The organism is Nocardia cyriacigeorgica, assembly GCF_005863245.1.
GTDB classification, from domain to species: domain Bacteria; phylum Actinomycetota; class Actinomycetes; order Mycobacteriales; family Mycobacteriaceae; genus Nocardia; species Nocardia cyriacigeorgica_C.
In genome coordinates this window covers 686,651-702,667 of record NZ_VBUT01000001.1, presented here as the reverse complement: position 1 = coordinate 702,667, position 16,017 = coordinate 686,651, and the positions used below count along the sequence as shown (strand labels likewise).

Genomic DNA, 16,017 nt, shown 5'->3' with positions numbered 1-16,017 from the left:
CCGCTGCGCATCCGAATCGAACTGCGCGGGGTGCGGTAGAGCGGTGCGGCCGCGCTCACCACGAAGCCCGCATAGACCACGGGCGACAGCCGTCCCCGTCACCGTCCGATACGGTGCGCGGGGCCGAGTCTGCGGCCCGGCGGCAGGGCTGCGGCGGGCGTCGGCCACACCATCCTGGCAACGGCCCGCCGCTGCGCGTCCGAGCCTCGGGGTGGTGCTCACGCGGGTGCTCCGGCAGTCGAGCGCAACGCCTCGGCGATCCGCGCGCGATGGAAATCCGCGGTGCCCCATGCCGAGCGCAGCGCAGTGACCTTGGTGAGCAGCAACGACAGGTCGTATTCGGCGGTGTAGCCGATGGCGCCGTGCACCTGGAGGCCGGTGCGCGCGGCGAGATGGGCGGCATTGCCGCAGGCCACCAGGGCCGCGGACACGTCACGGGCACGATCGGGACCGGCTGCGGTCAAGGCAGCGCGGTGCAGCAGCGGTTCGGCCAGGTCGAGGGCGATCAGTACGTCGGCCAGCTTCTGCTTCACCGCTTGGAACTCACCGATCGGACGCCCGAACTGCTTGCGCTGCTTGGCGTATTCGGTCGCCGCGTCCAGCAGGCCGCTGCCGGCGCCGAGCAGCTGCGCCGCACACGCCAGGGCCGCCGCGTCGAAACCGGCGGCGATGGCGTCGGCGACGTGCGCACCTTCGGCGACCAGCTCATCGGGTACGACGGTGAACAACCGCCGCGCCGGATCCACCGAACGCACCTGCTCGCCAACCGTGCCCGTGTGCAGCCGATCGCCGTCCGCGATCAGGATCAGATCGGCCACATCGGCATCGAGGGCCACCGCCCCACGGCCGGGCGTAGCGAAGGCGATCGTGCCGAGCGTGGTGCCCGCCGCGATGCCCGGCAACCACCGTGCCGCAGCGGATCCGGCGCCCGCCGAGCTGTCGGAAGTCGCGCCCGCACTCGCGGACCCATCCGCCGCGCCGCTCGAATCCGCGCCGGCAAGCGCTTGCAGCAGAGCGGGAATCGCCGCCGCCGACTCCACCACCGGTCCGGGCACGGCCGAGCGGCCGAGCTCCCCGAATGCCACCACCAGGTCGATCGGTTCGGCACCGATACCGTCGAACTCCTCGGCCACCGCGAGCCCGAATACTCCGGCCCCGGCCAGCTGTTCGAGCAGCGCACGTCCTGCGGCGTGTTCACCGGCCGACCACGAACGGACCGCGGCTGGTGTCTTGCCCGCGTCGAGCAGCTTGCGAATGCTGGCGGCGAAATCGACGTGTTCCGGGCTGAGTGCGAACCTCATCGGCTGCCTCCTCTCGGTAGGCCGAGGAGCCGCTCGGCGATGATGTTGCGTTGGATCTCATTGGTACCGGCGTAGATCGGGCCCGACAGCGAGAACAGGTAGCCGTCGGTCCACGGCCCGGCCAGTTCGGCGGTGTCGCCGAGCAGGTCGAGCGCCGTTTCGTGCATGGCGATATCGAGTTCGGACCAGAACACCTTGGTGATCGAGGATTCCGCGCCGAGCTTGCCGCCCTCGTTCAATCGGGTCACCGTGCCGAAGGTGTGCAGCCGGTAGGCCTCGCTGCCGATCCAGGCGTCGACCACCTTGTCGCGTGCGGCGGTACCCGAATCGTCGGTGTTCGCCCACAGGTCGATGAGTCGCTGGGCGGTGGCGCTGAACCGGCCGGGGCTGCGCAGCGACAGACCGCGTTCATTGCTGGAGGTGCTCATCGCGACCCGCCAGCCCTCGTTCGGTGCACCGATGACGTCGGCGTCGGGCACGAACACCTCGTCGAGGAAGATCTCCGCGAAGCCCGGATCACCGTCCAGCTGCGGGATCGGGCGCACCGTGACGCCCTCGGCGTCCAGCGGGAACATCACGTAGGTGAGCCCGCGATGACGTTCGGCCTCCGGGTCACTGCGGAACAGCCCGAACGCGCGATCGGCGTAGGCCGCGCGCGAACTCCACGTCTTCTGCCCACTCAGTAGCCAGCCGCCTTCGGTGCGGCGCGCGGTCGACCGGATTCCGGCGAGGTCGCTGCCGGCTTCCGGCTCCGACCAGGCCTGCGCCCAGATGTCGTCGGCGCGGGCCATCCGCGGCATGATCCGGGCGAGCTGCTCGGGGCTGCCGTGCTCGAACAGCGTCGGCGCCAGCAGGAAGATGCCGTTCTGGCTCACCCGTCCCGGCGCGCCCGCCGCGTAGTACTCCTGCTCGAACAGCACCCATTCCAGCAGCGACGCATCGCGTCCGCCGTACTCCTGCGGCCACGACACCACGGAGTACCGCGCCTCGGCGAGGGTGTGTTCCCACTCCCGGTGCGCCTCGAAACCGGCCTTGGTGTCCATCGATGGCAGCGGCTGCGCCGGCTTGTTCGCGGCCAGCCAGTCGCGCACTTCCAGCTGGAAGTCGCGGGTGGCCTGATCCAGATCCAGATCCACTTATTTCGCCCCGTTCTGCGTGGCGTCGGCCTGCGCCGAACTCGCCGTGGCTTTCATCGTTTTGGCGTTCATGCCGCCGAGGGAATCCGCGCCGACCTCGGCATTGTGGGCGTGCGCGAAATGGTGCAGGCCGAACACAGAGTCCATGCCGGCGCGCATCCCCATCAGGTCCTCGGCCTGGTTGACCGCCTTCTTGGTGAGCGCGAGACCGAACTGCGGCATGGTGGCGATCTTGTCGGCCAGCGCGAGGGTCTCGGTTTCGAGCTGCTCGCGCGGCACGACCCGGTTGACCATGCCCCATTCCTTGGCCTGCGCGGCGCTGAACCGGTCGCCGGTGAACAGGAACTCCTTGGCCGCGCGCGGACCGAGCACCCACGGGTGCGCGAAGTACTCCACGCCCGGAATGCCCATCCGGACAACGGGATCGGAGAAGAAGGCGTCCTCGGAGGCGACGATCAGATCGCAGACCCACGCCAGCATCAGCCCGCCGGCGATGCAGGCGCCCTGCACCATCGCGATGGTCGGCTTGGGGATTTCCCGCCAGCGCCGGCACATGCCGAGATAGACCTCGGTCTCGCGGGCGAAGCGCTGATCGCCGCCGACCCGGTCCACATGGTCCCACCACAGCGCGGCCTTGTTCGGGTAGCGCACGTGATGGTCGCGGCCCGGCGTGCCGATATCGTGCCCGGCGCTGAAATGCTTGCCGTTACCGGCCAGCACGATGACACCGACCTCGGCGTCCTCGACGGCCCGCTCGAACGCGGCGTCGAGGGCGTAGGTCATCACCGAGTTCTGGGCATTGCGGTAGTCCGGCCGGTTCATGGTGATCACCGCCACCGCGCCGCGGCGCTCGTAGGTCACCACATCCGGTTCGAACGGCACCGCTGGTTCTTCGGCAGGCATTTACGACTTCTCCTCACGTAGTTGACGTTTGAGCACCTTCCCGGCGGCGCTGTAGGGCAGCTGGTCGCGGAACTCGACGATGCGCGGCACCTTGAAATTGGCCAGCACGGTGGTGGCGTAGGCGATGACGTCCTGTTCGGTGAGGTTTGAGCCGGGCTTGCGCACCACATACGCCTTGCCCACCTCGCCCATCCGGGTGTCGGGCACCCCGATGACGGCCGATTCCGCGACGCCGTCCAATCGGGCCAGCGCCTGCTCGATCTCGGCCGGATAGACGTTGAATCCGCCGCTGATGTACATGTCCTTGAGCCGGTCGGTGATCTTCAGGTAGCCGCGCTCGTCGATGGTGCCGATATCGCCGGTGTGCAGCCAGCCGTCGGCGTCGATGGTTTCGGCGGTGGCCTTCGGATCGTCGAGGTAGCCGAGCATCACGTTCGGTCCGCGCAGCAGCACCTCACCGGTGGTGTCGAGGCGTAGCTCGAAATCGGCGATGGGGCGGCCGCAGGTGTTGGCGACGGTTTCGGCGTCGTCGTCGGGGCGGCACATGGTGCCGAAGCCGGCCGATTCGGACAGCCCGTACGCGGTGACGACCACATCGAACGACAGTTCCGAGCGCATCCGCTCGATCAGCACCACCGGAACGGTCGCCGCTCCGGTGACGGCGACGCGCAGCGTGCTCAGGTCGAAATCGTCGCGGTTGGGGAAGTCGAGGATGGTCTGGTAGATGGTCGGCGGGCCGGTGAGGACGGTGATCTTCTCCTCGCCGACCAGCCGCATGGTCTGCGGCACGTCGAACACGATCTGCGGCACGATCGTTGCGCCGGCCAGCATGCAGGCCAGGAATCCGGCCTTGTAGCCGAAGTTGTGGAAGAACGGGTTGACCAGCAGATAGCGGTCGGTGCTGGTGAGCGTCGAGCATTCGATCCAGGCCCGCACCACCGACAGCGCCTGGCGGTGCGCCACCAGGGTGCCCTTGCTGCGGCCGGTGGTGCCCGAGGTGAACAGGATGTCGGAGACATCCTCGGGGCTCACGGACTCGGCCCGCTCGATCGCCTGCTCGCGGGTCACCGACGCGGCGGCCTCGGGCAGCTGTGACCAGTGCAGGATCCGGGGATCGGCCGAGGACGACTCGACTGTCATCGGCCCCTCCACCGGGATCACCACGATCGTTGGGATATCGAGGTCGGGCGCGGCCGCCAGCAATTCGGTGAGCCGCTCGCGCCGCAGGAACGGCCCGGAGATGAACAGCGCCTTGGGGTTCACCCGGCGCAGCACGTCGGCCGCTTCCTCGGCCACGTACCGGGTGTTGAGCGGCACCAGCGCCGCGCCGCAGTAGTGGGCGGCCAGGGCGGCGGTGACCCAGTGATGGGTGTTGGGCGACCACATCGCCACCCGGTCGCCACGCCGCACGCCACGGGCGATGAGCGCCCGCGCCACGTCCTGCACCGCTTCCAGCAGCTGTGTCCAATCCAGGCGGGTCTCGCCGTCGGCGATGGCCGGCGCGGTGCCGAAGGTGCGCGCCGCGTCGTGCAGCGCCATCGGGGTGGTCTGTGCAGGGGTTGTCACGGGTTGTCCTCACCGTCGGTGCGGTCGGTAAGACCTGAGCCTTACAAAGCAAGTGCTTGGTAGGTTATCCTACCGGCGTGGGTGCGATCCAGACCTCAGAATCCGACACCGGTCCGGCCGGTGGGCGCAGTTCGGCGATTTCCGTGGGTGACCCGGCGAATCCGGCGCCCACCACGGCAAACGAGGCGGCCATGACGGCAAACGATGCGAACGGCCACGACGCCGACGCGACCTTCCGCGCCGAGATCCGCGCCTGGCTCGCGGAGAACCTGAACGGCGAGTACAAGGACCTGCGCGGCCTCGGCGGGCCCGGCCGCGAGCACGAGGCCTTCGACGAACGGCTGGCCTGGGATCGCCATCTGGCGGCCTCGGGCTGGACCTGCCTCGGCTGGCCGAAGGAATACGGCGGCCGCGAGGCGACCGTGCGGCAGCAGATCATCTTCCACGAGGAGTACGCCAAGGCCGACGCGCCCGCACGGGTCTCCCACGTAGGTGAGGAGCTGCTCGGCCCGACCGTGCTGGCCTTCGGCACCGAAGCGCAGAAGCAGCGCTTCCTGCCCGGCATCCGCACCGTCAGCGAACTGTGGTGCCAGGGCTACTCCGAACCCGGCGCCGGCTCCGACCTGGCCGCGGTGTCCACCTCGGCCCGCCTCGACGGCGACGAATGGTCGATCAACGGCCAGAAGATCTGGACCTCGCTGGCGCATGTGGCCGACTGGTGCTTCGTGGTCGCCCGCACCGAACCCGGCTCCAAACGCCACAAGGGCCTGTCGTACCTGCTGGTTCCGATGGATCAGCCGGGCATCACGGTGCGCCCGATCAATCAGCTCACCGGCACCTCCGAATTCAACGAGGTGTTCTTCGACGACGCCCGCACCGCCGCCGATCTGGTCGTCGGCGAGCCCGGTGACGGCTGGCGCATCGCCATGGGCACGCTGACCTTCGAGCGCGGTATCTCCACCCTCGGCCAGCAGATCCGCTTCGAACGCGAACTCGCCGGCGTCGAAGAACTGGCCCGGCGCAACGGCGCCATCGACGATCCGCTGATCGCCGATCAGATCGACCGCGCCTGGGTCGGTCTGCGCGTGCTGCGCGCGCACGCCATGCGCACCATGGAGGGCGCCGGCGCCGACGACGGCGGCGGGCAGGCCTCGGTGGCGAAACTGCTGTGGGCCAACTGGCATCGCGGCCTCGGCGAACTCGCCATGGCCGTGCGCGGACCGGCGGGCCTGGTGGCCGCCGACGACGATCTCGACGAATGGCAGCGGCTGTATCTGTTCACCCGCGCCGACACCATCTACGGAGGTTCGAACGAAGTGCAGCGCAACATCATCTCCGAGCGCGTGCTCGGTCTGCCGCGGGAGGCTCGTCCGTCATGAGTGAGAACAACGTGTCGCTGTCGGTCGCGCCCGCGCTCGTCGCCGGCCACGGCCTGCTGACCGACCGCAAGGCCGTGGTGACCGCCGCCGCGGGCACCGGCATCGGCTCGGCGACCGCGCGCAGGCTGCTGTCGGAGGGCGCCGACGTCGTCGTCTCGGACTGGCATGAACGCCGGCTGGGGGAGACCCGCGCCGAGCTGAGCGCCGAATTCCCCGACCGCAAGGTCGAAGCCATCGTCTGCGATGTGTGCAGCACCGAACAGGTCGACGAACTGGTGCGTGGCGCGGCCGCGGCCATGGGCCGGATCGACATCTTCGTCAACAACGCGGGCCTCGGCGGTGAGACCCCGGTGGTCGATATGACCGACGAGCAGTGGAATCGCGTGCTCGACGTGACGCTCAACGGCACCTTCCGCTGCACCCGCGCCGAACTGGCCTACTTCCGCGCGGCCGGTCACGGCGGTGTGGTGGTCAACAATGCCAGCGTGCTCGGCTGGCGCGCCCAGTACGGCCAGGCCCACTATGCGGCGGCCAAGGCGGGTGTGATGGCGTTGACCAGGTGCAGCGCGGTCGAGGCTGCCGAACTCGGGGTGCGCATCAATGCCGTCGCGCCCAGCATCGCCAGGCACGCCTTCCTGGACAAGGTGAGTTCCCCCGAACTGCTCGACCGGCTCTCCGAGCGCGAGGCCTTCGGCCGGGCCGCCGAACCGTGGGAGGTCGCAGCCACGATCGCCATGCTGGCCAGCGATTACACCACCTACCTCACAGGCGAGATCGTCTCCATCTCGAGCCAACGCGCTTGAGCTGGGGAGCTTCCGAGACCCGAAAAACCTGGAGCCGTCACGGCCCGCGTGTGCGATGCTGGTTGAGGTCGGGATCGCACACCCGGAGGGGCGATGGCTATGGGCCTGGACCACCGATCTGCCCGAGAACAGCCCACACGCGAACAACTCGAACTCGAGTTGGTGCGTGACGTCGTGCTCGCCAGACGCAGACAGGAAAGCCTGGTCCTGGCCGCGTTGACCTTCGGTGCCGAACTCCTGGACGTGGGGCGCCGATCCGCGGCGGTCCGGGCCGGGCGCATTCTCGCCTCCTACGCCGTCGACGAGAACGACATCGCCCGCGATCCCCGCGCGGCCCTGCGTGCCGATATGGCGCGCGAGCGGGCGCGGGCCCGCCGGATCGGGTTGGGCACCGGCGGGGACGGCAGCGAGGCGCAGCGGCGCCGGACCCATCAGATCGAATTGCTCTACGAGGTGCGCGCGGATCTGCTCGATGTGGTGCGCCGTTCCCGCAAATACCGGTTCGACCGCGACACCTTCTCCGACCAGATCGCTCAGGGCCTGTGCGCGGTGACCGACAAGCTCATCGGCAGCGCCGATATGGACACCTATCACGCCTGGCAGCGCGGGATGGTGCTGAAACTGACCGAGGAACCCACCCGCTTCGGCCCGCCACGCGTCCTCGCCACCGTCGACGCCGGCCCCGGCCGCAAACCCCTCACCGTCGAATGGGACAGCTGCGAACGCCGATTGGCCCTGGTGATGCGGATGATGCGAGCAGGCATCTCGCCCGTGGTGATCTGCGAACGCCTGCTCGCCGACCTGTCGCGATCCTCGCCGCTGCGGTATTCGGAGCGCTGAAAACCTCGACCCACTATCCCAAGCAAATGCTTGGTTGTATTATGGCCGGGTGACCGCACCCGACCCGTCCAAATCAGCCCGGCGCAATGAACTGCTCGGATTGGCGGCCGACCTGTTCGCCGAGCGGGGTCTGCGCGCCACCACCGTCCGCGATATCGCCGATGCGGCCGGAATCCTATCGGGCAGCCTGTATCACCATTTCGATTCCAAGGAATCGATGGTCGACGAAATCCTGCGCGGCTTCCTCGACGACTTGTTCGGCCGCTACCGCGACATCGTCGCCTCCGGCCTGAGCTCGCGTGACACCCTCGAGGCGCTGGTGCTGGCCTCCTACGAGTCCTTCGACCGCTACCACGCCGCCGTCGCCATCTACCAGGCCGAGGCCAAGCGCCTGCGCGGCGTCGAACGCTTCACCTACATCGACGAATACAACAAGGAATTCCGCGCCCTCTGGCACCAGGTGCTCACCAATGGTGTGCGCGACGGCAGCTTCCGGGCCGAACTCGATATCGAACTGGCCTACCGGTTCCTGCGCGACACCGTCTGGGTGGCGGTGCGCTGGTACACCCCGGGCGGGCCGATCACCGTAGACAACCTCGCCAAGCAGTATCTGACCATCGTGCTCGACGGGCTGACCGTGCCCGGGCACACCACGTAGGAGTCTGAACATGTCCGAACCCACCGGCTCGCGCCGCCCCTACGCCCCGCTGCGCGAGGCGTATGTGATCGACGCGGTGCGCACCCCGGTCGGCAAACGCGGTGGCGCCCTGGCCGGCGTGCACCCGGCCGACCTCGGCGCCGCGGCCCTGCGTGGTCTGCTCGACCGCAACCCGATCGATCCCGGCGTGGTCGACGACGTCATCGTCGGCTGCGTCGACAACATCGGCCCGCAGGCAGGCAATATCGGCCGCACCGCCTGGCTGGTGGCCGGCTACCCGGAGGAAGTTCCCGGCGTCACCGTCGACCGGCAGTGCGGTTCCAGCCAGCAGGCCATCAACTTCGGCGCCCAGGCCATCATGAGCGGCACCGCCGAGGTGATCGTCGCCGGCGGCGTGCAGAACATGAGCGCCATCCCGATCTCGGCGGCCATGCTCGCGGGCAAGGAATACGGCTACGAGTCGCCGTTCGTCGGCGCGCAGGGCTGGGATCACCGCTACGGCACCGGCGAGGTCTCGCAGTTCCACGGCGCCCAGCTGATCGCCGAGAAGTGGGGCATCAGCCGCGAGGACATGGAGCGCTGGGCGCTGCGCAGCCATGAGCGCGCCCGCCGCGCCATCAAGGAGGGTCGTTTCGATCGCGAGATCGTGCCCGTCGGCGATTTCTGGATCGATCAGGGCCCGCGCGAGACCAGCCTGGAGAAGATGGCCTCGCTGCCCGCACTCGCCGAGGGCAGCCCGCTCACCGCGGCGGTGGCCTCGCAGATCTCCGACGGCGCCAGCGCCACCCTGCTCGCCTCCGACTGGGCGGTGCAGGAGTACGGACTCACCCCGCGTGCCCGCATCCATCACGTCAGCGCACGCGGCGCCGACCCGATCTTCATGCTCAGCGCGCCGATCCCGGCCACCAAGTGGGCGCTGGAGAAGACCGGCCTGACCATCGACGACATCGACGTCATCGAGATCAACGAGGCCTTCGCCCCCGTGGTGCTCGCCTGGTTGAAGGAGACCGGAGCCGATCCGGAGAAGGTCAACGTCAACGGTGGCGCCATCGCCCTCGGCCACCCGCTCGGCGCCACCGGCGCCAAACTCTTCGCCACCCTGCTCAACGAGCTGGAGCGGATCAACGGGCGGTATGGGCTGCTCACCATCTGCGAGGGTGGCGGCACGGCCAACGTCACGATCATCGAGCGGCTGGATCGCTGATTCCACTCGTGCCGCGGCCGCCTGAATGATCAGGCGGCCGTCACACATCCGGCCCCTCGATACGCCAGGCCCGGGCTTGCCGGATGCTGAGCGATGTTCGGTCGATAGGTCGCCGCAGCTTCCGGGCGGAGTCCACGGGAACGACCGAATCCATTGCGGTGCAACCGGTCCGCACCTGCACCGACCGCCGCGCCGCCGCGACCTCTTGATGTCGAGGGTCCGGACCGTCAGGTGCGGCGAGTTCAGGCGCGTGCCGGGACCTTGCCCGTCGCATAGAGGTTCGGCAGGCCGAGATTGTCGCGCAGCGTCGTCCCGGTGTACTCCGCGCGCAATGCGCCGCGCTCCTGGAGCAGCGGCACCACCCGGTCCACGAATTCGTCCAGGCCGGTCGGCACCAGGTGGGAGCCGAGGATGAATCCGTCGGAGCCGTCGTTCTGCACGAAATCGTCGATCTGCTGGGCGATCTGGTCCGGGGTGCCGACCAGCGGTCCGCGTTCGAACTGATCGATCACCACTTCGCGCAGAGTGAGCTTCTTCTCCTCGGCGACAGCTCGCAGCTTGGCGACGGTCGCGAAACGATCCTGGTAGACGAAGGCCTTGCCCTGAATGATCGGCGGAGCTTCGGGATCCGGGTCGATATCGGGTACCGGGCCTTCCGGATCGTAGGCCGACAGATCGCGGTTCCAGATCTGCTCCAGCAAGATCAGCGCGGTCTGACCGGTGACCTGCTCGTTGCGGATGGTGTGGTACTTCTCGATCGCCTCGGCCTCGGTGTCGCCGAGCACGAAACTCGCCGAGGGCAGGATCTTGATGTCGTCGGCCGAACGTCCCGCCGCGACCGCGCGTGACTTGATATCGCGGTAGAAGTCGGCGGCCTCGGGGATGCTGCCGTAGGGGGAGAAGATGGCATCGGCATTGGCGGCGGCGAAATCACGGCCCTGCGGTGAGACGCCGGCTTGCAACGTGACCGGACGGCCCTGCGGGCTGCGCGGCACGGTGAACCGGCCCGAGATATCGAACTGGCTGCTGCGGATGGCGAACGCGCCCGCATCCGGCCGGGCCAGGTAGCGCCCGGATTCGCGGTCGGCGACGATATCGCCGGCATCCCAGGAATCCCACAGCGCGCGCACCGCCGCGACCGTCTCCTCCGCCCGCGCATACCGCTGCGAACGGTCCAGATATCCACCGCGGCGGAAGTTCTGGCCGGTGAACGCGTCGAACGAGGTGACCACATTCCAGGCGGCGCGCCCGCCGGACAGATGGTCGAGGCTCGCGAACTGCCGGGCCAGCTCATACGGCTCGTTGAAGGTGGTGTTGATAGTGCCTGCCAGGCCGAGATGCTCGGTCACCGCGGCGAGCGAGGCGAGGACAGTGAACGTATCGGGCCGGCCGATGATGTCCTGATCGAAGATCTTGCCGGCCCGTTCACGCAGCGCCAGCCCTTCGGCGAGGAAGAAGAAATCGAACTTGCCGCGTTCGGCGGTGCGGGCGGTGTGCTCGAACGAGCTGAACTCGATCTGGCTGCCCGCCCGCGGATCCCACCAGGAGGTGTGATGGTTGACGCCACCGAGGTAGGCGCCGAGGATGACCTGCTTGCGTTGACTGCTCATGGTGACCTCGTTCAGGCGACGGCGTAGCGGTTGGGGACGGTTGTGGACAATCCGAGCAGGGCGCGCAGCGAGCCGCCCGGATACTCGGTGCGGGCCAGGCCGCGTGCGCTCAAGGCCGGGACGAGACGATCGGCGATGGCGTTCAGGTCGTCGACGGCCACGCCCGGGCGGAGCCGGAACCCGTCGACGCCCTGCTCGCTCCAGCGCGTCAACAGCTTGGCCAGCTGCTCGGCGCTGCCGGTGAATACGGCTGCGTCGGAGTTGAATTCGCTGCCATCCCATTCGTTCAGCCGAGCCAACCGCGCGGCCCCGGTCTCGGTCTCCGAATCGAGGAAGACGACCAGGTCCGCGTACACCCGGAACCGCTCACCTGTCCGCCCGGCTGCCGCCGTCGCGACCTGCTCGAGGATCGGTGCCGGACCCGTATCGAGGCCGGGGGTGACGAACACCAGATCCGCGGCGCGCGCGGCGAACTCGTAGACGACCGGATGATGCGCCAGCGCTGTCACCACCGGCTGGCCCTGCGGCGGGCGCGGTGTGATGGACGGCCCACGCACCGAGAAGAACCGGCCTTCGAAGTCGATGTAATGCAGCTTGTCCCGGTCGATGAAACGCCGGTTGGGGATATCTCGGATTTCGGCGTCGTCCTCCCAGCTGTCCCACAGCCTGCGCACCACCTCCACCGCGTCGCTCGCCTCGTCGAACAACTCCACCACCGAATCCGGCAGCGCCGCACCCGCCCTGACCCGCGCCAACTCCTCGGCCGAGAGCGCCCGGATCTCGCGTCTACCGAAATGTCCTGCCTCGGTGGCCGACCCGGACACCTTCACCTGCCAGCCCGCCCGGCCGTGCGAGGTGTAATCCAAGGTGGCGAGCGCCTTCGACACATGGAACGGCTCGGTATGCGTGGTGGTGACGGTCGGGATCAACCCGATATTCCTGGTGACCGGAGCCAGCCGCGCCGCGATCAGATGCGCGTCGAGCCGCGCCCGCACCCGATCCACCCGATCACTGAACTCGTGCCGCTCACCCGGCACCGTGAAACTGTCCTCGATGGTGAGGAAATCCAGCCGCGCCCGCTCCGCCACACCCGCCAGATCCACCCAGTACCCGGCATCGAATAATTCCGCCGGCCGCGAGTTCGGCTCCCGCCACGCCGCCGGATGCCACCCGGCCCCGTCCAGCGCGACCCCGAGATGCAGAGGTTTCGATGCCATCGTCGTCCCGTCCTACGAAATGCGCGAATGATCTACTTCGCCAACGTAAGAGGGTGATCATCGGCCGGCCAGGGTTCTGATGAGCGTGATCCGAAACCGGAGGTGGTTCCGGCGGCGACTGTCAGACCGCCGGAGCGCGTCCGACGATGGCGGTTCGGCGCACTGCGTCGCGGCCGACTCCCGCACCGATCGAGGCCGACACCGAGCAACTCGGCCCGATCCGTGCATGCCCGAGCCCCGATGAACCTCGCGCGCCTGCGCCAGCCGTTCGGCGTCACGATCACAGATCGCAACCACATCGAGCCCGATCCGCTCCGCCCACTCGCCCATATATTGCCCGCGCAGCAACCCCACGATTCCGATACGCATCGTCTCGTGATACGGGGAGGAATGGCCGCTCGCCAAGCTGTTTTCACATCCACCCAGGGGTACCTGTCCGATGACAGGTCCGGGTCTTTGCAGAAAAACGAGTGGTCGCGGAGTACTACATTGGTCAGATGCCGACTGCGGCCGACGATCCACGACTCGGGGACGTGATCAAGGCGTATATGACGCTGCATGGGCTTACGACCCATGCCCAGATGGCTCAGGTGCTCGGCATCGAGCGCAGCCTGGTGTCGAAGTATGTCAGTGGCGCGCGGACTTGCCGCGATATCACCCAGCTGCGTCATTTCGCCGATCGCATGGGTCTGCCACCGGAGACATTCGGACTGTCAGGCAGAAGCGGGATCGTCTTGCCTGATCCGCCGGACGAGAGCGTCACGGAATGGCGCACAGTCCGCCAGATCTTGAATCGCCATCGGTTCGAGCTCACCGCAGCGGCGGCCGCCCTGTACTGGGATCCGATTCGCATCGAAGGCACCACCTGTATCACCCAACCGGGCTGGTTGACTCCGGCCCCGGTAGACCTCGACGCGGTCCGGCTTACGTTGGTCGAAGACGTCGCCGGACCGATCCTGAATGGCAGCGAAAACGAAACGGAGCCGTACAGGCCAGAGCGTAGTCCCGGGGATCGGCCCAGCCGATACAGCCAAGTCGTCCGGTCCGTTGCACAGCCCGCGTTGTTCGAGAACCGGACGTCGTACCGCTTGACCGACGCCATCTTCGATGCGTCGGGAGGGCAGATGACATTCGGTTTGACCACCTACTTCGACATGGTCGACGTATGCGAAGCACTGGCGCATGAGATGGCGCACCAGTGGATACGGCGCCGAAGTGGTCAGCGGATTCGCGTGGAGGATCTACCTTTTCGACAGCTGGTCGGCGACCTATTCGATACACGACGCCGAGCCATTCTGCCAAGTATCAACACCTTGACCATTCGCCGCGCCCCCGACGGGGATACCTTCTTTCTGCATCGCAGGGGTTCGAACACCGTCACACTCGCCTCCGGGCTGACCAACATCGTCCCAGCCGGGGTCTTCCAACCGGCAGCGATCGGGCCGTGGAACGTGCATCGAGATTTCAGTCTGTGGCGCAATATGTTGCGCGAGTTCTTCGAGGAGCTGCTCGATGCTCCCGAGCATGATGGAAGCCGGGGGACATCGGTCGACTACGACTGCGAGCCGTTCCGTGCGCTGACCACGGCTCGGGAGGCGGGCAAGGTTCGCGCATGGTGCTTTGGTGTGGGGTTCGATCCGCTGGCACCTGCCGGTGAAATCCTGACCACCGTCGTCATCGACGCATCCGTGTTCGATGAAGTGTTCGCCGGCCTCGTCTCGCGGAATTCCGAAGGTGACATCTACCCGTCCGACAGCGGGACGATCGGCATCCGGTGGAATGCGGGCAATGTGCGCCGGGTGCTCAACCACAAGCCGCTTGCGGCCGCGGCCGCCGCCTGTATCGCCCTGACCTGGCGGCACCGAGGCGTCCTGCTGCCATGATGGTGACGTGCGCGTACTCGTAACAGGTGCGAACGGCTACCTCGGCCGGGCCGTCGTCGAGGCCCTCGAGACCGCTGGACATGAGCCGGTCTCGATGGTTCGCCGGACGGACGCGCTGGGAACGGCCGTCCGGGTCGCTGATCTACTCGATGAGTCCGCCCTGCGAACGGCGCTCGACGGAGTCGATGCCGTATGCCATCTCGCTGGACTCACCCGTGCACGGGAGTCCGTCGACGACCCGATCCGATACTTTCGGGTGAACACCGTCGGGACGATAACGCTGCTCTCTGCCATGGCTGCTGCTGGTGTGCGGCGGATCGTCTTCGCGTCGACCGGATCGATCTACGGGACGTCGGCGCGGCAGCCGATGACGGAGGATCTTCCGGACGTGCCGCCGCACCCGTATGCGGCCAGCAAGCTGGCGGCTGAGCTCGCGATTCAGGGGCACGCGCAAGGCGGGATGGCATCCGCGGTCATTCTGCGACTGCTGAACGTCGCCGGAGGCGTGGACCCGGACACGACCCGTTTGGTTCCCAGGGTCTTGGCGGCCGCCGTGAACCGATCGGTGCTGCCGGTCAACGGCGACGGCAGCGCTGTGCGCGACTACCTGCATATCGACGATGCCGCAGCGGCATTCGTCGCAGCGGTCGAGCACATGCCACCGTTCGGAGACGCCGTGCGGTTCAACATCGGTAGTGGGCGTGGGACCAGCGTCATGGATGTGATCCGGGCGGCGGAACGGGTGACCGGCCGGCGAGTCCAGGTGGAACACCGCCCAGCGGTGCCGGAGCCGGCAAGTCTTGTGAGCAGCTCGACCGCAGCGCATTCAGGGCTGGGGTGGCGCCCCGAGCGCTCCGATATCGACGCCATCGTTCGGCACGCTTGGCTGGCGCAGGCAGACCCCGGAAGCGCGGACGCGGCTGTCTGATCGTGTGACAAATTGTCACGGCTGGACCCGCGGATACGTTGCGACGATGAGATCATGGAAACTCCGCTCCCGCCGATCGATCACGGCGTGCCACCCGGTGGTCTGACAGTGGATGCAGCGCATGACGTGATGCAGCGTCACATCGAGTGCCCGATTACGGTTTGTCCCATCAAGCGTCGGGCGAAGGCGGTGCTGATCGATTCAGGCCGTTTCGTGCCCTCGGAGCATCCGAAGTTCGGGTACTGATCATGGACCACGGCGACGATCGGATTGCTGTGGAGATCGGCATCATCCAGGACGTCATCGACACAGTCGAGCGGCGACTGCGGGCATACGAAGGTCAGGGCCGACAGGTTGTGGTGCCACGGTCGCATATCTACGCAGCCGTGCTCCACAGGGTGATCACGAGTGCCCGGGAGCTGTGGTACCGGCCGACACTAGATGGTGGGGAGGTGCTGGACCAGTTGCTCGACGGCAGCTTGCTCGACGAGCTGTTGCGGGACTACCTGGCCAGTGCGAATTGACTCCCTGGGAGACGAAGTCAGGCGGCCTCCCCGAGGGGAGACCGCCTGACCGGTGACCGAGCAGT

General features: G+C 67.7%; 15 protein-coding genes. 9 read left to right on the top strand and 6 right to left on the bottom strand.

Going from position 1 to position 16,017, the window contains the following annotated elements; all coding sequences use genetic code 11:
* Nucleotides 1–218 precede the first annotated feature (218 nt).
* The 4 genes from FEK34_RS03135 to FEK34_RS03120 are packed head-to-tail and all read right to left on the bottom strand — an operon-like array spanning nucleotide 219 to nucleotide 4,906.
* Complete coding sequence (locus FEK34_RS03135) at nucleotides 219–1,301, bottom strand: acyl-CoA dehydrogenase family protein (RefSeq protein ID WP_138446297.1); 1,083 nt, start codon at nucleotides 1,299–1,301, stop codon at nucleotides 219–221.
* The gene (locus FEK34_RS03130) at nucleotides 1,298–2,437 is read right to left on the bottom strand and encodes an acyl-CoA dehydrogenase family protein (RefSeq protein ID WP_138446296.1); all 1,140 of its coding nucleotides are present in this window, start codon (nucleotides 2,435–2,437) and stop codon (nucleotides 1,298–1,300) included. Before FEK34_RS03130 ends, FEK34_RS03135 begins: the two co-directional genes overlap by 4 nt.
* On the bottom strand, nucleotides 2,438–3,340 hold the full coding sequence (locus FEK34_RS03125; protein WP_138446295.1) for an enoyl-CoA hydratase: 903 nt from the start codon (nucleotides 3,338–3,340) through the stop codon (nucleotides 2,438–2,440).
* Nucleotides 3,341–4,906, bottom strand: a complete 1,566-nt coding sequence (locus FEK34_RS03120; protein ID WP_283206579.1) for a FadD3 family acyl-CoA ligase — start codon at nucleotides 4,904–4,906, stop codon at nucleotides 3,341–3,343. It lies immediately after the preceding gene.
* Nucleotides 4,907–5,097: 191 nt separating this feature from the next.
* Here FEK34_RS03120 and FEK34_RS03115 point away from each other — a divergent pair, with 191 nt between their 5' ends.
* From FEK34_RS03115 to FEK34_RS03095, 5 genes are all read left to right on the top strand, one after another.
* The gene (locus FEK34_RS03115; RefSeq protein WP_138446294.1) at nucleotides 5,098–6,285 is read left to right on the top strand and encodes an acyl-CoA dehydrogenase family protein; all 1,188 of its coding nucleotides are present in this window, start codon (nucleotides 5,098–5,100) and stop codon (nucleotides 6,283–6,285) included.
* Nucleotides 6,282–7,088 (top strand): SDR family oxidoreductase, encoded by an 807-nt coding sequence (locus FEK34_RS03110; protein ID WP_138446293.1) that lies wholly within the window; start codon nucleotides 6,282–6,284, stop codon nucleotides 7,086–7,088. The genes FEK34_RS03115 and FEK34_RS03110 overlap by 4 nt, the downstream gene beginning before the upstream one ends.
* A gap of 93 nt (nucleotides 7,089–7,181) precedes the next feature.
* Nucleotides 7,182–7,928 carry a hypothetical protein gene (locus FEK34_RS03105; RefSeq protein ID WP_249358757.1) on the top strand — a complete coding sequence of 249 codons (747 nt, stop codon included), beginning with the start codon at nucleotides 7,182–7,184 and terminating at the stop codon, nucleotides 7,926–7,928.
* A 49-nt stretch (nucleotides 7,929–7,977) separates the two neighbouring features.
* Nucleotides 7,978–8,586, top strand: a complete 609-nt coding sequence (locus tag FEK34_RS03100; protein ID WP_014348808.1) for a TetR/AcrR family transcriptional regulator — start codon at nucleotides 7,978–7,980, stop codon at nucleotides 8,584–8,586.
* 49 nt (nucleotides 8,587–8,635) lie between these two features.
* Nucleotides 8,636–9,790: an acetyl-CoA C-acetyltransferase gene (locus FEK34_RS03095; RefSeq protein ID WP_138446392.1), complete on the top strand. Its 1,155-nt coding sequence runs from the start codon at nucleotides 8,636–8,638 to the stop codon at nucleotides 9,788–9,790.
* A 242-nt stretch (nucleotides 9,791–10,032) separates the two neighbouring features.
* On the opposite strand, the gene FEK34_RS03090 is transcribed toward FEK34_RS03095, so the two are convergent.
* Nucleotides 10,033–11,400, bottom strand: a complete 1,368-nt coding sequence (locus tag FEK34_RS03090) for an NtaA/DmoA family FMN-dependent monooxygenase (RefSeq protein WP_138446292.1) — start codon at nucleotides 11,398–11,400, stop codon at nucleotides 10,033–10,035.
* A gap of 11 nt (nucleotides 11,401–11,411) precedes the next feature.
* Nucleotides 11,412–12,617 carry an LLM class flavin-dependent oxidoreductase gene (locus tag FEK34_RS03085; protein WP_138446291.1) on the bottom strand — a complete coding sequence of 402 codons (1,206 nt, stop codon included), beginning with the start codon at nucleotides 12,615–12,617 and terminating at the stop codon, nucleotides 11,412–11,414.
* Nucleotides 12,618–13,114: 497 nt separating this feature from the next.
* Between FEK34_RS03085 and FEK34_RS03080 the strand changes: the two genes are divergently transcribed.
* The 4 genes from FEK34_RS03080 to FEK34_RS03065 are packed head-to-tail and all read left to right on the top strand — an operon-like array spanning nucleotide 13,115 to nucleotide 15,952.
* Entirely contained in the window at nucleotides 13,115–14,500 is a 1,386-nt protein-coding gene (locus FEK34_RS03080) for a helix-turn-helix domain-containing protein (RefSeq protein ID WP_138446290.1), read from the top strand.
* A gap of 7 nt (nucleotides 14,501–14,507) precedes the next feature.
* Nucleotides 14,508–15,428 carry an NAD-dependent epimerase/dehydratase family protein gene (locus FEK34_RS03075; RefSeq protein WP_138446289.1) on the top strand — a complete coding sequence of 307 codons (921 nt, stop codon included), beginning with the start codon at nucleotides 14,508–14,510 and terminating at the stop codon, nucleotides 15,426–15,428.
* A gap of 54 nt (nucleotides 15,429–15,482) precedes the next feature.
* Nucleotides 15,483–15,674 carry a hypothetical protein gene (locus tag FEK34_RS03070; RefSeq protein ID WP_138446288.1) on the top strand — a complete coding sequence of 64 codons (192 nt, stop codon included), beginning with the start codon at nucleotides 15,483–15,485 and terminating at the stop codon, nucleotides 15,672–15,674.
* Between the two features lie 2 nt (nucleotides 15,675–15,676).
* Nucleotides 15,677–15,952 (top strand): hypothetical protein, encoded by a 276-nt coding sequence (locus tag FEK34_RS03065; protein WP_138446287.1) that lies wholly within the window; start codon nucleotides 15,677–15,679, stop codon nucleotides 15,950–15,952.
* Nucleotides 15,953–16,017 lie beyond the last annotated feature (65 nt).

Coding starts and splice junctions, on each gene's coding strand:
- FEK34_RS03135 (WP_138446297.1), bottom strand. CDS start 1,301: ATGAGGTTCGCACTCAGCCCGGAACACGTCGATTTCGCCGCCAGCATT.
- FEK34_RS03125 (WP_138446295.1), bottom strand. CDS start 3,340: ATGCCTGCCGAAGAACCAGCGGTGCCGTTCGAACCGGATGTGGTGACC.
- FEK34_RS03115 (WP_138446294.1), top strand. CDS start 5,098: ATGACGGCAAACGATGCGAACGGCCACGACGCCGACGCGACCTTCCGC.
- FEK34_RS03110 (WP_138446293.1), top strand. CDS start 6,282: ATGAGTGAGAACAACGTGTCGCTGTCGGTCGCGCCCGCGCTCGTCGCC.
- FEK34_RS03105 (WP_249358757.1), top strand. CDS start 7,182: ATGGCTATGGGCCTGGACCACCGATCTGCCCGAGAACAGCCCACACGC.
- FEK34_RS03090 (WP_138446292.1), bottom strand. CDS start 11,400: ATGAGCAGTCAACGCAAGCAGGTCATCCTCGGCGCCTACCTCGGTGGC.
- FEK34_RS03085 (WP_138446291.1), bottom strand. CDS start 12,617: ATGGCATCGAAACCTCTGCATCTCGGGGTCGCGCTGGACGGGGCCGGG.
- FEK34_RS03080 (WP_138446290.1), top strand. CDS start 13,115: ATGCCGACTGCGGCCGACGATCCACGACTCGGGGACGTGATCAAGGCG.
- FEK34_RS03070 (WP_138446288.1), top strand. CDS start 15,483: ATGGAAACTCCGCTCCCGCCGATCGATCACGGCGTGCCACCCGGTGGT.
- FEK34_RS03065 (WP_138446287.1), top strand. CDS start 15,677: ATGGACCACGGCGACGATCGGATTGCTGTGGAGATCGGCATCATCCAG.